This is a genomic window from Arthrobacter sp. GMC3, assembly GCF_002929305.1.
GTDB lineage: Bacteria > Actinomycetota > Actinomycetes > Actinomycetales > Micrococcaceae > Specibacter.
The window spans coordinates 50,486-65,907 of sequence record NZ_PJIO01000018.1 but is presented as its reverse complement, the minus strand read 5'-3'; the positions used below and the strand labels follow the sequence as shown (position 1 = coordinate 65,907).

Genomic DNA, 15,422 nt, shown 5'->3' with positions numbered 1-15,422 from the left:
CACGCCCTCACTGTTGGGGCGTTGACTGAGTATCGAGCCGGAATCATGGCCCGGGAGACGGTGTTCCTTTCGTTGGAAGACCGGGGAAAAGTGGATAAGTTGATCTGTTCGGACCCGCAGCACGCTGGCGGGTTGGGGAACCGGGAACTGGGAGCTACCGCCCGCAAGGCCGCGTACGCCCTGGAGCCGGAAGCATTCGTGAAACGGTTAGAGAAAGCAGAATCGGAACGCTATGTCTCCTTACGGCCCGCCGCGGATGGGATGACCCTACTCACCGCGCTCCTGCCCTTGAGACAGGGCGTGCGTATCCTTGCTACCCTGACCAAGGTCGCCGACAGTGCCAAATCGTCAGGGGATGAGCGGGGAAAGGGGCAACTCATGGCCGATACCCTCATCCACCGCCTCACCCACCACACCCCCTGCCCCAACGAGTCGAACCCTACAAGCAGTGGGAATACGGGGGCGGGGATATGTACCAGCGTGGATGAGCCCGACATTATCCTAGAGCTGGTCATGACGGATCGAGCCCTCTTTGAGGGGGCGAACGACCCTGCCCTACTGGTTGGTTACGACCCAATCCCGGCACCGACCGCCCGGAACTGGATCCTCGGCAGCAGTCTCGGGAACCATCCGGGCTGCGGTGAAGACGACGGCCCCATCCCAGCCAACGGTGGCAGTCAAAATGGAAGTAGTGGCAGCCGCGGTGAAGATGACAGTGGAAGTGGACGTCGAAGTTTCAGTGGCGCCGGTCATGGCGCTGGTCGTGGCGGTAAGGGCATGCGCACGGCGCCGCGTATTTGGCTCAAACGGCTTTTCACGCACCCGGACACGAACGCGCTATTGGCCATGGACTCGAGGGCTCGCCTGTTCCCGGAGGGTATGAAGGAATTCCTACGCATCCAAGACCAACGCTGCCGTACGCCGTGGTGTGATGCCCCGATCCGCCAGTACGACCACATCAAGGCCTACGCCGCCGGTGGACCCACGAGCATCAGCAACGGACAAGGCCTCTGCACGGCCTGCAACCAAGCCAAAGAAACACCCGGCTGGACAACAACCACCATGGAGCGCCGCCCCATACACACTGCTGGCTCTACCAGCAATGCCGGCACTTCCAGCACCAGAGTCACCACGCCCACCGGCCACCAATACGCCTCCACAGCACCACCCCTACCAGGGACCTCGCCCAGGCAGCCAAGCCACAGAGCAAACAGACGATGCTGAGATTCTTGCTGCAGCACCCAACGTTCGAGCCGTTGGCATGAAGCGACTCTTAGAACAAGGCAACCTTGGGAGCCTGCGGGAAGATCAGGTCCAGCTCGGCCAAGTCCGCAACTGTGGGCTTCCAGCTTGCAGCCTCAGCGTTCTGGCGGACCTGCTCGGGTTTGGTGGCCCCTGCAATGACGCTGGCCACCGACGGTTGCGCGGCCAGCCAGGAGAACGCCACCTGAACTTCCGTCAGCTCTCGCGCCGCGGCGAAGGCCGCAAATGCGGCGAACTGCTCCTGGTCGGCTCCCGAGACTAGGTGCTGACGGGTGTGTGAGAGCCGGCTGCCCTCGGGTACCACGGCTCCGCGGTACTTGCCCGTCAACAGGCCGTTAGCCAAGGGGAAGTAAGGCATGACGCCCAAACCGTAAGCTTCAGCGGCTGGCGTCACCTCAAGTTCGGCGCGGCGGTCCAGCAAGTTGTAGTGGTTTTGGCTGGCGACAAATCGTTCGGTTCCAGCGGCACGGGCCGTGTACTCCGCGTCGGCGATCTGCCAACCGGCAAGATTTGAATGGCCGATGTAACGAACTTTGCCCGCGCGAACCAAGTCATCCAGTGCTGAAAGCGTCTCGGCCATCGGGGTTCGATGATCGGGCGTGTGGTAGTAGTACAGGTCCAAGTAGTCGGTGTTCAGCCGACGCAGGGACGCCTCAACAGACTGCAGAATGTACTTCCGTGAGCCTCGGCCACCCCAATCCACTCCGTTGGCACCCTGAGTGTCCATGCCGAACTTTGTTGCCACAACAACGTCGTCGCGGTGCGCACCCAACGCCTTGCCGAGAATGGTTTCGCTCAACCCGGGCGTCATGCCGTAGACGTCGGCGACATCGAAATGGGTGATGCCGGAATCAAGGGCTGCGTGGACGACGGCGTCACTCCCCTCCTGGGTTTGCGTCACCGTCCCGCTGCGGCCGAGGTTATTACACCCCAGCCCCACGGTTGAAACGCTCAGTCCAGATGTGCCTACTTGCCGGTATTCAGTCATGCCTCCACAATAGCGAATTTGCAGCGACCGTGATGGCCGCTTTCCGGGACGCTAAAGGGCGAACGTGGTGGTTCCGGTGGGTGTGTACTTGCCCTTGATGGCCGCCAAGTCATTGGCCGGGGCAACTCCGATACTCAGTTTGGTGAAGTCGAGCTTATGTTCCCGGACGCACACCTTGATGTTGGCTACTGCACGGGCAGCGTCAGGGGCCAGGATGTAGATGTTCAGCTTCCCTGTGCTGTGCGGGCCGTCCACAAACTCGGTCTTTTCCACTACACCACTCCCGCGCCAGGCAAGGTGGGCGATGAGTGCCTCGCGGGCCTTTTCCTCCAGGTACTTGTCCCGGTCGGTGACGCGGGCGTTCTTCAGCGCGATCTGGGCAACCACCATGAATTGTTCGTCACGGCCCAGTTCGGCGTAGCCGTCCTCGGCGCACTGCTGTGCGAATCCGGCTAGCAGTCCGCGTGCCTCTTCCTCACTGGCCACCACCACTTCCTTGGACTTGCTCTGCTGGCCAACGGGTCCGTGGTTCACTACAAAGTAAATTTCGCCGTCGTCCGCGCCATTCTCTGAGCCTTCTGCAACGTCAACCCACGCCTCACGGAAAACCAATGTCCCGTCGTCTTCGGTCTTGTACTTGCGCACAATATTCGCATCCGCGGTTCCGTGCGTCTCTTCTTGTGTCCAGCTCATGGCAGTGACCTTCCTAAGGTGAACCAGGCCGCGTCGCGACCGTCAAATGGTGCCTGGCGGGCCGCAACGGCGTCCACCAGGGAGGCTGTGGCCGATTCCATGCGGGTGCACAGCTCGGCCGGGTAGTTCATCAGCACGCTATGCGCTGCAAATTCGTCTTCGTCGTCAACGTACAGTCCGCGGTCTTTGGTGCGGATGACATCCAAGTCCATGTCGATCATGTGGAACTCGATCACGGCAGGCCGGATCCGCTGCCAGGAGAACTCCGTGGCCAGGTCTATGTAGAGTTCGACGCCGGCAGGGTGGGCGTCGTCGTAGAACGTCGCCACCCAGTCACCCGCATGTGGGACCAGCAAGATTGCGTCCGAGGACGTATACAAGGCAGCGCCGGGACGGGCGATGAATTCGCCCGTGCCCTGGAAGATCCAGTGCCCAAATTCGTCCTCACCCAGATACCGTCCGGGGACCACCCAATGGGCTTTTCCGTTATATTTACGGTTGCGGGAAACGATCAACTCCCCCTGCTGCGGGAGTAGCTCAGCCAAAGATTCAGCGTGCACAGGTGGCGGAAAGGGGCTCACAGGATGGGCATCTGACCTGTGCGCGGTGCCGGCTGCCCGGGCAGGGGCCGGGCGAAGGGAACCTTAGTTCCGAGCACCTGTTCCACCACATCCTGTGCCACCCGCTGAGCCGTCAGACCCACACGTTCAAGCACTTCCTCGCGGGTACCGTGGTCAAGGAACTCCACGGGCAGGCCCACCTCGTTCAGCGCTGTGTCCACCCCGGCAGCCCGCAATTCCTGACGGATCCGTGAGCCCACGCCACCGGCCCGCACACCGTCCTCAATCACGATGACAATGCGGTGCCCGGAGGCCAGCTGCACAATGGACTTGGGCACGGGCATGACCCAGCGGGGATCAACCACGGTTGAAGTAATGCCTTGGGCGCTGATGCGGGAGGCCACATCCAGGGCCAGCTCGCTCATGGCGCCAACACTGACGATCAGTACGTCAGTTTCCGGGTCGGTTCCCGCCCCTGGCATGTCGTGAGCGGTGCGGGCCAGGACATCGACGCCGTCGTACAGGCGTTCCAGGGCCGCAATTTCCGGGCCCACCGTTCCCTTGGAATACCGCACAACGCTGGGGGCATCGGAAATGGCCACGGCCTCGCGCAGTTCCTCCCTGAGCCTTACGGCGTCACGGGGGGCGGCCAGGTGCAGGCCGGGAATTATTTGCAGCATGGACAAGTCCCACATGCCGTGGTGGCTGGCACCGTCAGGACCTGTGACGCCTGCACGGTCAAGGACCACCGTCACGCCCGCCTTGTGCAAGGCAACGTCCATCAAAAGCTGGTCAAAACCCCTGTTGAGGAAGGTCGCATAAATAGCCACCACGGGGTGCAGGCCACCAAAGGCCAGCCCGGCCGCCATGGTGAGGGCATGCTGTTCGGCAATGCCAACATCAATGACCCGGTCGGGGTACTTTTCCGCAAACTTCTGCAGGCCCACGGGGATCAGCATGGCACCGGTGATGCCAACAATGTCCTCACGTTCATCAGCGATGGCGGCGATCTCATCACCAAACACGCCGGTCCAGGACTTGCCGCTGGGCGTTTCCACCGACTTCCCCGTTGCCGGATTGATAACTCCGACGGCGTGGAACTGGTCCCCCTCATGAGCCCGGGCCGGCGCATAGCCGCGTCCCTTCTCGGTGAACGCGTGCACGATCACAGGCCCGCCAAAGTTCTTGGCCAGCAGCAGAGCCGCCTCCATGGCTTTCTCGTCGTGCCCGTCAACCGGGCCCACATACTTCAGCCCCAGGTCATCGAAGAGCCCCTGCGGCGCCCACCAGTCCTTGACGCCCTTTTTGGCGGCGTGCAGGCTCTTGTACATGAATTTGCCGGCGGAGTTGCCGTCCTGCAACAGCTTCTTGCCCCAAGACATGGACGCTTCATACTTCTTGTGCGTGCGCACGTGGTCAATGGCCGGTCGCAGCGAAGCGAGGTAGTCGGCCACGCCACCCACCGTTGGGGCGTAGGAGCGGCCGTTGTCGTTGACAACGATGACCACCCGGCGGTTCTTGTCCGCGGCAATATTGTTCAGCGCTTCCCACGTCATACCGCCGGTGAGGGCGCCGTCGCCAATCACCGCGACGACGTAGCGGTCGCCTTCCCCCGTCAACTGGCGGGCCCGTGAAATACCGTCAGCCCAGGACAGGGATGAGGAGGCGTGGGAGCTCTCCACAATGTCGTGCTCGGACTCGGCCCGGCTGGGGTATCCGGACATGCCGCCCTGTTTCCGCAGGGTAGAGAAGTCCTGGCGTCCAGTGACAAGTTTGTGGACATAGGACTGGTGTCCTGTGTCAAAGATGATGCTGTCCCGTGGGGAGTCAAAGACGCGGTGGATGGCCAGCGTGAGCTCAACCACACCCAGGTTCGGGCCAAGGTGTCCACCGGTTTGGGAGACATTGCTGATCAGAAAGGCCCTAATCTCCTGTGCAAGGGTCTGCATTTGAGTGTCACTGAGCTTACTAAGATCCCGCGGATGCGCGATGGTTTCCAACAGTCCCATTGGTACCTCCCTGGGTCAACTATCAACGTCTAACAATATCGTGTCCGGGCCCGTTCCCTGACACGGAAGCAAAGTTAAAGCCCTGAGGGCGGGTGCCCGGTTTCCCGGACACCCGCCCTCAGGGTAATTCGACTGCGTTAGCTCTTTGCGGAGATCTGGCGCAGAACGTACTGCAAGATGCCGCCGTTGCGGTAGTAGTCGGCCTCACCGGGTGTGTCGATGCGCAGAACGGCATCGAAGCTTACGGTGGTGCCGTCTTCTGCAACTGCAGTGACCTTCAGCGTCTTCGGCGTGGTGCCGTTGTTCAGCTCGGTAACACCCTCCACGGAGAACGTTTCCGTACCAGTCAGACCCAACGACGCGGCGTTTTGGCCGGCCGGGTACTGCAGGGGCAGAACGCCCATGCCGATCAGGTTGGAACGGTGGATGCGCTCGTAGCTCTCGGCGACAACAGCCTTCACACCCAGCAGTGCGGTGCCCTTGGCTGCCCAGTCACGGGAAGAGCCGGAGCCGTATTCCTTACCAGACAGAACCACCAGCGGGGTGCCGGCAGCCTGGTAGTTGACCGAGGCGTCGTAGATGTACGCCTGCGGGCCATCGGCCTGGGTGAAGTCGCGGGTGAAACCACCTTCGACGTTGTCCAGGATCTGGTTGCGGATACGGATGTTCGCGAACGTGCCGCGAATCATGACCTCGTGGTTTCCACGGCGTGATCCGTAGGAGTTGAAGTCCTTCCGCTCCACGCCGTTAGCCAGCAAGTACTGACCTGCGGGGGTCTCGGACTTGAAGGAACCGGCCGGGCTGATGTGGTCGGTGGTGACCGAATCGCCGAGCTTGAGCAGAACACGCGCACCGGCAATGTCGGTGACGGGGTCGGCTTCGGCCTTCATACCCTCAAAGTACGGGGGCTTACGAACGTAGGTGGACTTGGGGTCCCATTCGAAGGTGTTGCCTTCGGGGGTCTCCAAGGACTTCCAGCGATCGTCACCGTCAAAGATGGTGGCGTAGGAGTTGGTGAACATCTCACGGTCAATCGAGGCGTCCATGACTTCCTGCACCTCAACCGGGTTCGGCCAGATGTCGGCAAGGAAGACGTCGTTGCCAGCGTCGTCCTGACCCAGGGCGTCGGTTTCAAAGTCGAAGTCCATGGTGCCAGCCAGGGCGTAGGCGATGACCAGTGGCGGTGAGGCCAGGTAGTTCATCTTCACGTCCGGGTTGATGCGGCCTTCGAAGTTGCGGTTACCGGAGAGAACTGCCGTCACCGAGAGGTCGTTCTCGGCGATGGCTGCGGAGATCTCGGTGTCCAACGGGCCGGAGTTACCGATGCACGTGGCGCAACCGTAACCAACCGTGTAGAAGCCGAGCTTCTCCAGGAACGGAACCAGACCGGACTTTTCGTAGTAGTCGGTGACTACCTTGGAGCCGGGGGCCACGGACGTCTTGACCCACGGCTTGGAGGTCAGGCCCTTGTTGACGGCGTTGCGTGCCAGCACAGCGGCTGCCAGCATGACCGACGGGTTGGAGGTGTTGGTGCACGAGGTGATCGAGGCGATGGAAACCGCGCCGTGATCGAGCTCGAACTCAACGCCGGATTCGTTCTTCACATGGATCGGTGCGGACGCGCGGCCGTTGGCACCGGCGGCAGCGGAAACTACTGTGCGCTCGGTGTCGTGGGTGTGGTTGTCGGCATGCGTGAAGGACGGGGCGTCGGAGGCCGGGAAGGATTCTTCCAAGGACTCATCAACGGTGTTGCCCGCTGCGTTGGCGTCGCCGGCAACGTAGTTCTTCAAATCGGAGCGGAACTGCGGCTTCGCGTTCGTGAGCTCGATGCGGTCCTGGGGACGCTTCGGGCCGGAAATCGAGGGAACCACGGTGGAGAGGTCAAGTTCGAGGTACTCGGAGAACTTGATCTCCACGCTGGCATCGTGCCACAGGCCCTGCTCCTTGGCGTACGCCTCAACCAGGGCAAGCTGGTCTTCGGAGCGGCCGGTCAGGCGCAGGTAGTCGATGGTGACGGAGTCGATCGGGAACATGGCAGCCGTGGAGCCGAACTCCGGGCTCATGTTGCCGATGGTCGCGCGGTTGGCCAACGGCACAGCCGAAACGCCTTCGCCGTAGAACTCCACGAACTTGCCGACGACGCCGTGCTTGCGGAGCTGCTCGGTGATGGTCAGAACGACGTCGGTAGCCGTTGCGCCGGCCGGGATAGACCCGGTCAGCTTGAAGCCCACGACGCGCGGGATCAGCATGGAAACGGGCTGGCCCAACATGGCAGCCTCGGCCTCGATGCCGCCAACACCCCAACCCAACACGCCCAGGCCGTTGACCATGGTGGTGTGGGAGTCGGTGCCGACCAGCGTGTCCGGGTAGGCGCGCAGGACGCCGTCGACCTCGCGGGTCATGACGGTGCGTGCCAGGTACTCAATGTTGACCTGGTGCACGATGCCCATTCCCGGGGGAACGACCTTGAAGTCTTCAAACGCGGTCTGGCCCCAACGCAGGAACTGGTAACGCTCGCCATTGCGCTGGTACTCAATCTCCATGTTGCGCTCAACGGCGCCGGAGTTGCCAAACACGTCAATCTGCACGGAGTGGTCAATGACCATTTCGGCAGGAGCCAGCGGGTTCACCCGGGTGGGGTCACCGCCCAGGTCCTTGACGGCTTCACGCATGGTGGCCAGGTCAACGATGCAAGGAACTCCTGTGAAGTCCTGCATGATGACGCGGGCCGGGGTGAACTGGATTTCGGTGTCGGGCTCCGCACTCGGGTCCCAACCAGCCAATGCACGTACGTGATCGGCCGTAATATTCGCACCGTCTTCGGTGCGCAGGAGGTTCTCAAGCAATACCTTGAGGCTGAACGGAAGGCTCTTCGCGCCTTCAACCGAGTTCAGTCGGAAAATCTCGTATTCGGTCCCGGCAACATTAAGTACGCCTTTGGAACCAAAACTGTCCACATTAGTCATCGATGGACTCCTCTCGCCACTGCTTTTATCTTTGTCACGCGGGGCCACAGACGCCAGTTAGGCACGCCTTACTCGCGCTCGGATACTGCCCCGCGTTTCCTCAGGAAACGGTAGAGCAGCTCGATCGCCAGACATCCTGCGGCAGTTACGCCCATCGTAGCCGCTAACAGCGTTCCGGACGGGATATCCAGGGCAAAGAAATTTCGGGCGAACGGTATTGCCATGATCAACGCCAGCCCGGCAACCATGGCCCCGACCAGCAGGGACCGCCAGATGTCGAAGGGCCTTGCCAGTGCACCCAGCACCCACAGCGCCACGAGCAGGACCGTCAAAGTGGTGGCTGTCTGGGCAGAGGTGATGGCCTGGGCCTGGGTGGCCAGCGGGTCCGGGAACGTGCGGGCGAACCAGTAGACGGCCATGATGCAGGCAGAGAGGATCACCCCGGCCGGAATGGAGAAAAGCAGCGCCCGGCGCAGGAATCCGGGCTGGTAGCGGCGGGCGTTGGGCAGCAAGGCAAGGAAGAAGGCAGGGATGCCGATTGTCATGGAGCTCACAACCGAGAGCTGCCGCGGCAAGAACGGGTACTGCCACATCAGCAGCCCAATGACGATCGAAATAATGATGGCGTAGGAGGTCTTGGTCAGGAACAAGTTAGCCACACGCTCCACGTTGGCAATGACCCGCCGCCCCTCAGCCACCACGGAGGGCAGGTGCGAGAACTGGCCGTCCAGGAGCACCAGACGTGAAACAGCCTTGGTGGCTGCCGCGCCGCTGCCCATGGCGATCCCAATGTCGGCATGCTTGAGCGCCAGGGCGTCGTTGACGCCGTCGCCGGTCATCGCCACCACATGGCCGCGGCTTTGCAGCGCCAGGACGATCATCTTTTTTTGTTCCGGCGTGACGCGACCCAGCACGCTTTCACGCTCCAACACCTCGGCCATACCGGCCACGTCATCCGGGAGGTTGCGGGCGTCATAACCGTCGCCGTCGAACTCAAAACCGACGTCTCGGGCCACGGCCGCCACCGTGCGCGGGTTATCCCCGGAGATGATTTTCAAAAACACCCCCTGGTCCCGGAAGTATTGCAAGGTGGCTCCGGCATCCGGGCGCACTTTCTCGCGGAACGTCAGCAGGGCAACCGGCGCCAGCCCCGCAAGCGAGAACTCGCCGTCAGCGTCGGCCAAGTCCGACGCCGGTCGGTAGGCCAGGATCACGGCGCGCAAGCCATGGCCTGCCGCCTCATGGGAGGCTGTCAGTGCCGCTTCTGTGGCGTCCGCGGCCCCGGGATCGCCAGTGCTGGCCAGAACGACGTCGGGAGCCCCCAGCACCCATGTGCCGGCCTCGGAGGCCTGTTCCAGCGCTCCTGCACCAAAGGTGACGGCACTGAATTTGCGGGCGCTGCTGAAGGGGACCTGGTCCTGGGCTTCCGTCTCGGGGGCGGTGGTGTAGCTGCTGCCCAGCGCGGCGGCCGTGGCATTGGCGTTGGGGTGGGCGGCAAACCAGGCCAGTACCTGTTCCCATCCGGGAACTTGCCCCAGAAAGGCGGTGTCGGCCAGTTCCATTCTTCCCTCGGTCAGCGTCCCGGTCTTGTCCAGGCAGACCATGTCGACCCTGGCCAGGCCCTCCACCGCGGGCAGTTCCTGGACCAGCACGTTGCGCCGGGCCAGAGTCACCGCGGCCATACCGAAGGAAATGCTCGTCAGGAGCACCAGACCCTCCGGGATCATGGCCACAATGCTGGCCACGGCGCTGACCACGGCCGTGCGCCACGCGCCGCTGGCAATGGATTCGGCCCAGCCGCCATGGGCGCTCATCTGGCCGTTGATGACCAGCAAGATGATGGGGATCAGCGCCCAAGCGATGTACATGATGATGCGGTTGATGGAATTGCGAATTTCGGAGTTGACCAGTGAGAACCGCCGCGCTTCGGCCGTCAACCCGCTGGCGTAGGATTCTGCTCCCACACGGTGCACCCTGGCTTCCCCGTGCCCGGCGACCACCGCCGAACCGGACAGTGCTGTGTCGCCGATTCCCTTTCCGACGGGCTCTGACTCCCCCGTCAGCAAGGATTCATCAATCTCCAGTGCCTCCGCCGAGACGATAATGGCGTCTGCCGGGATCTGGTCGCCGGTGCGCAGCAGCAAGATGTCGTCGTAGAGCACTTCGGCCACGGCGATCTCGTGTTCGTCCCCGCCACGACGGACCCGGGCCTTGGGTGCGTGGAGCACCGCCAGCTTGTCCAGGGTGCGCTTGGCCCGGTATTCCTGCGCCACGCCGATGGCGGCGTTGGCCAGCACAATGAAGCCGAACAACGCATCGCGAGGATCCCCCACCAACAACACCAGCACCAAGGCGCTGCCCAGGACCGCGTTGAACAGGGTGAAGACGTTGGAGCGGATGATCGCCCAAATACTTCGACTGCTCTCGTGCGCCACCGCGTTGCTCAACTCGGCGGCGCGGCGCTCCTTCACCTGGCTCGGGCTGAGCCCATCCCGTTCCAGAACGGCGGAATCCACGGGCGCCAGGGCGGCCCTGGCGTGGGCCAGAGCGGCGCGCCTGTGCTCGTCGCGCCGCTCGGCCAGCACGGTCCCCTTGGGTTTGCTACGTGTCAGGTCCCGTGCCACGGGCTTGGCATGGTGAGCCTTGGCGGGTTCCGGCTGTTCGGCGGGGGCTTTCAAGAACCGCTCCTAGGAGGCCTTGGGGGCGGGAGTGAGCAGTGCCACGGTCTCCACGTGGTGGGTGTGCGGGTACAGGTCAAAGGCGCGCAGCTTTTCAACCTGCCAGCCAGCGTTCGCGAAGTACTTTACGTCGCGGGCAAAGGCTGCCGGATCGCAGGAAACGTAGGCGATGGCTCGCGGCTGCGTCGCCACCAGGGCCCGTACCACTGCCTTGCCTGCCCCGGCGCGGGGCGGGTCAAGTACGACGGCGTCGAAACGGCGTCGCTGTCCGGCCGCGGACTGCGAGGCGCGGGACTGCGTGCCCAGGATCTTCTCCACCCTGCCCTGCAGGATTTCCACGTGGGCGCTGGCGTGCAGGTTCTTGCGCGCGTCCCGGCTGGTGCCCGGTGAGCCTTCAACGGAGAGCACACTGCCGTCGGGTCCCACGGCGTCGGCCAGGGGTGCCGTGAACAGCCCGGCACCGGCGTAGAGGTCCGCGACGTCCGCGCCGTCGTTCAGGTAGCCGCCGGAGAGCAGGTAGCCCAGGGCGGCGTCGGTGAGCACCTTGGGTGCGTTGCGATGGATCTGCCAAAAGCCGTCGCCGGTGACCCTGAACTCGTGGTCGTCGGTGGTTTCTTTAACCCAGCCGCGGCCGTTGATAACCTCGATCTCATTGTTTTCCGGGTTCCAGCGAGCTACAGACGGCGCAACTTCGCGGGTGGCCAGAGCGCGGGCTACACGCTTGAGTGCGTGGCCGGCGGCTTTTTCGCTCAGGCCATGGACCGGGGCCAGCAGCACCAGGACACCGGAGTCGTTGGCCGGTGCCGCGACCTCAATCTTCTCGATGCCCGTGAAGTCCAATTCCCAGAGGCGCAAGTCGTCCACGGCGGGGACGGCCAGCGGCATCTGCGCAATGGGCAAAATGGTGTGGGAGCGGTGGGCGTGCATACCCAGCTTCCCCGACGGTGTGACGGCAAAACCCACCCGGGTCCGCCACCCCAGACCGGCCTGCTGGGCGTCGGTGCCGTTCGAGTCCACGTCCTCAACGCCGGCGCTGAAGAGCTCGTCGAGTGCTGCTGTTGACAGCCCGCCCAGGCGCTCGAGCTGTTCCCGGACCACGGCCGTTTTCAGTTCCAGCTGGCCCTTGCGGGACACGTGGCCAAACTCGGCGCCGCCGATCGGTGTCGCTCCCCGGGCGCCAGCACGCAGGGCGTCGGCCTCGGGCCAGAAATGCTCCACCCGCTCCGGTGAACCTTCCACCACCTTGGTGACATCCGCGCGCCAGAACTTGGCGTCGTCGTCGTGCTCCGTCAGTGAGATCTCCACGGTCTCGCCCGGGATGGCGTGCCGGACAAAGATGACACGGCCATCATGGCGGGCAACGCAATGACCGCCATGGGCAACGGGACCCACGGTGACGGTGAGGCGCTGGGACTGCGCGGGCGTGGGGATTTCGGGACTGCTCATGGGATCTATGCTCTTCTACTCTTGGTACTTCTGTGCGTCGGTGGAGGAATTAAGCTGCCATGGCACGCTAGCCACCACAACACCTGGTTCAAAATGCAATCGCGTCTTAATGCGCAGGGCCGTCTGGTTGTGAACCAGTTGCTCCCACCATTTGCCCACCACGTATTCCGGGATGTACACCACAATCAAATCGCGCGGGGCGTCCTTGCGCATGTCCTTGATGTGGTTGATCAGCGGTGTCAGCGTCTCCCTGTAGGGACTCGCCAACACAGTCAACGGTACCGGGATGCTCAGCCTGTCCCAATCCGCAATGGTTTGTTCGGTCTCGTCGGCATCCAGATCCACCGTGATGGCCTCAAGGGTGGAGGGCCGGGAAGCGCGGGCGAAAGCGACGGCGCGAATCACCGGTTTGCGCACGTGAGAAACCAGAATAAGGGCGTGAATCCGGGCCGGAAGTGCCCGCACCGAGGCGTCATCGTCCACGGCCAGCTCCGCGGCAACGTTGTCGTAGTGGGCGCGGATGCTCCACATGACGGCGAAAAGGATGCCCATGGCCAGCAGTGCGATCCAGGCGCCCTGGCTGAACTTTGTGATCAAAACGATGATTAATACCGTCAAGGTCATGGAGAAACCAACGCTGTTAATAATCCGTGAGCGCTTCATCCGGAAGCGCAGGTGTTTGTCTTTGATGGTGCGCAGTTCGCGCGTCCAGTGCCGGATCATGCCCAGCTGGCTTGCGGTGAAGGAAATGAACACGCCCACAATGTAAAGCTGAATCAGCTTGGTGACGTCGGCGTTGAAAGCGATGATCAGCACCAGGGCGCCGGCCGCCAGCAGAAGTACGCCGTTGCTGAAGGCGAGCCTGTCGCCGCGGGTGCGCAGCTGGCGCGGCAAATAGCCGTCCTTCGCCAGGATGGAAGCCAGCACGGGGAAGCCGTTGAAGGCGGTGTTGGAGGCGAAAACCAAGATGGTGCCGGTGGCGGCGACAATGATGAAGAACGGAATGGATCCGGAGCCAAAAATGGTGGAGGCGATCTGGCTGATGGAGGGATTTTGCACGTATCCCTCGGGCGGAGCCACCCCGTTGACCAGGAATTCGGTGTGTGGATCGGCCACAATGTGCACGCCGATGGCGTTGGCCAGGAACAAGATGCTGGCCATCATGCCCGCAGCAATACCGCCGAGCAGCAGCAGCGTGGTGGCCGCGTTCTTGCTCTTGGGCTTGCGGAAATTCGGCACGCCGTTGCTGATGGCCTCCACACCTGTCAAGGCTGCGGCACCTGAGGAGAAGGCGCGCAGCAGCAAGAATGCGCCGGCCAGACCCACCAGCCCTTGATTGAAGGCTGCTTGCGGGATGATCTCAAAGTCGGCCGATGGCGCACGCCCCAGAGTGCCGGTGGCTGCTTGGAAGATTCCCACCGCTGTCATGGCGAAGATGCAGAACATGAAAATGTAGGTGGGCACGGCGAACACACTGCCGGCTTCCTTGATGCCGCGCAGATTTACCAGCGCCAAGATGACCACGCCTACGACGGCGATCATGGCCTGGGTGCCGTGCAGGCCGGGAATCGCGGTGGCCAGGTAGTTGGCGGCCGACGACATGGACACTGCCACGGTTAGCACGTAGTCAACCATCAAGGCCGAGGCCACAGTGAGGCCGGCGGACTTGCCCAGGTTGATATTGGCGATCTCGTAGTCGCCGCCACCGGACGGGTAGGCGTGCACGTTTTGGCGGTACGAGGCCACCACTGTGAGCAAGACCACCATGACGGCAATGCCCACCCAAGGAGCCAAGGCCACGGATGCAACACCGGCCAAGGCTAGTGTCAGCAGAATTTCATCGGGTGCATACGCCACCGACGACAGGGCATCGGAGGCGAATACCGGAAGCGCTATGCGTTTAGGCAGCAGCGTATGGGCGAGTTTGTCGTTGCGGTAGGGCCTGCCAACGAGGACTCGCTTGAAAGCATTGAAGAAATTCAGCACGGGGTAACGCTAACCCCTCGCGGGGCTAAAGTCATGACCGGGCCCGCCCGTGACACACTTCCTCTTAAGCGAGGAACACGTCACCAACTTGACCTGAGGGTGACAAAGACGTGAAATTAGTAGCCGCACTGTGTTGCAGTGCCCATAACGAGGAGCATCAGTGGCACACTTTGTGATCATGGGCTGCGGGCGCGTTGGAGCCACCCTGGCCCACGCGCTGGAAGACTCCGGCCATTCCGTGGCCATCATTGATCAAGACGAGCGCGCGTTTAGGCGCTTGCGCACCGGCTTTGGTGGTCGAAAGATCACCGGCGTGGGCTTTGACCAGGACACGCTCAAGCAGGCGGACATTGAAAACGCCTACGCCTTCGCGGCCGTCTCCAGCGGGGATAACTCCAACATCCTGGCCACCAGGGTGGCCCGCGAGACCTTTCATGTGGAACACGTGGTAGCTCGCATCTACGACCCTGGCCGAGCCGAGATCTACCAGCGCCTGGGCATCCCCACCGTCGCTGCTGTGCGGTGGAGCGCCGATCAGGTGCTGCGACGCATCCTGCCCGAAAGCTCCATCAAGGGTGATTTCCGGGAACCGTCGGGGCGGCTGATCCTGACCGAACTGGACCTGCACCCGCAGTGGATCGGCCGGCACATTCTCGAAATCGAAAGCGCTGCCCCGCTGCGCGTGGCCTACCTGACCCGTTTTGGTGAGGGCATGTTGCCGGCACCGAATACCAGCTACCAACAAGGTGACACCGTCCACGCCATGGTCCAGGGCATGGACGCCACCGAGGTTGCCCGTATTCTGGCCGCCGCACCGCTGAAGGAGAACTAAC

Annotated in this window: 10 protein-coding genes; 2 read left to right on the top strand and 8 right to left on the bottom strand. The window is 62.7% G+C overall.

Annotation, left to right across the window (positions count from 1 at the left end):
* A partial coding sequence (locus tag CXQ94_RS23175; protein ID WP_258067253.1) for an HNH endonuclease signature motif containing protein occupies positions 1 to 1,224 on the top strand: 1,224 nt, incomplete at its 5' end.
* A 49-nt stretch (positions 1,225 to 1,273) separates the two neighbouring features.
* Here the strand turns inward: CXQ94_RS23175 and CXQ94_RS19430 are convergent.
* The 8 genes from CXQ94_RS19430 to CXQ94_RS19395 form a co-directional block, all read right to left on the bottom strand.
* Positions 1,274 to 2,251: an aldo/keto reductase gene (locus CXQ94_RS19430; RefSeq protein WP_104092247.1), complete on the bottom strand. Its 978-nt coding sequence runs from the start codon at positions 2,249 to 2,251 to the stop codon at positions 1,274 to 1,276.
* Between the two features lie 51 nt (positions 2,252 to 2,302).
* Positions 2,303 to 2,944: a hypothetical protein gene (locus tag CXQ94_RS19425; RefSeq protein ID WP_104092246.1), complete on the bottom strand. Its 642-nt coding sequence runs from the start codon at positions 2,942 to 2,944 to the stop codon at positions 2,303 to 2,305.
* Positions 2,941 to 3,489 (bottom strand): DUF402 domain-containing protein, encoded by a 549-nt coding sequence (locus CXQ94_RS19420; protein ID WP_104092252.1) that lies wholly within the window; start codon positions 3,487 to 3,489, stop codon positions 2,941 to 2,943. The genes CXQ94_RS19425 and CXQ94_RS19420 overlap by 4 nt, the downstream gene beginning before the upstream one ends.
* A 32-nt stretch (positions 3,490 to 3,521) precedes the next feature.
* Entirely contained in the window at positions 3,522 to 5,513 is a 1,992-nt protein-coding gene (gene dxs, locus CXQ94_RS19415) for a 1-deoxy-D-xylulose-5-phosphate synthase (RefSeq protein ID WP_104092245.1), read from the bottom strand.
* Between the two features lie 137 nt (positions 5,514 to 5,650).
* Positions 5,651 to 8,479, bottom strand: coding sequence for an aconitate hydratase (locus CXQ94_RS19410; RefSeq protein WP_104092244.1), 2,829 nt, complete (start codon positions 8,477 to 8,479; stop codon positions 5,651 to 5,653).
* 68 nt (positions 8,480 to 8,547) lie between these two features.
* A complete protein-coding gene (locus CXQ94_RS19405; protein ID WP_306418920.1) occupies positions 8,548 to 11,157 on the bottom strand; it encodes an HAD-IC family P-type ATPase in 2,610 nt (869 codons plus the stop codon).
* 9 nt (positions 11,158 to 11,166) lie between these two features.
* Complete coding sequence (locus tag CXQ94_RS19400) at positions 11,167 to 12,603, bottom strand: class I SAM-dependent RNA methyltransferase (RefSeq protein ID WP_104092243.1); 1,437 nt, start codon at positions 12,601 to 12,603, stop codon at positions 11,167 to 11,169.
* A gap of 15 nt (positions 12,604 to 12,618) precedes the next feature.
* Entirely contained in the window at positions 12,619 to 14,589 is a 1,971-nt protein-coding gene (locus tag CXQ94_RS19395; protein ID WP_104092242.1) for an APC family permease, read from the bottom strand.
* 160 nt (positions 14,590 to 14,749) lie between these two features.
* On the opposite strand from CXQ94_RS19395, the gene CXQ94_RS19390 reads away from it, so the two are divergent.
* Positions 14,750 to 15,421: a TrkA family potassium uptake protein gene (locus CXQ94_RS19390; RefSeq protein WP_104092241.1), complete on the top strand. Its 672-nt coding sequence runs from the start codon at positions 14,750 to 14,752 to the stop codon at positions 15,419 to 15,421.
* Position 15,422: the final 1 nt, after the last annotated feature.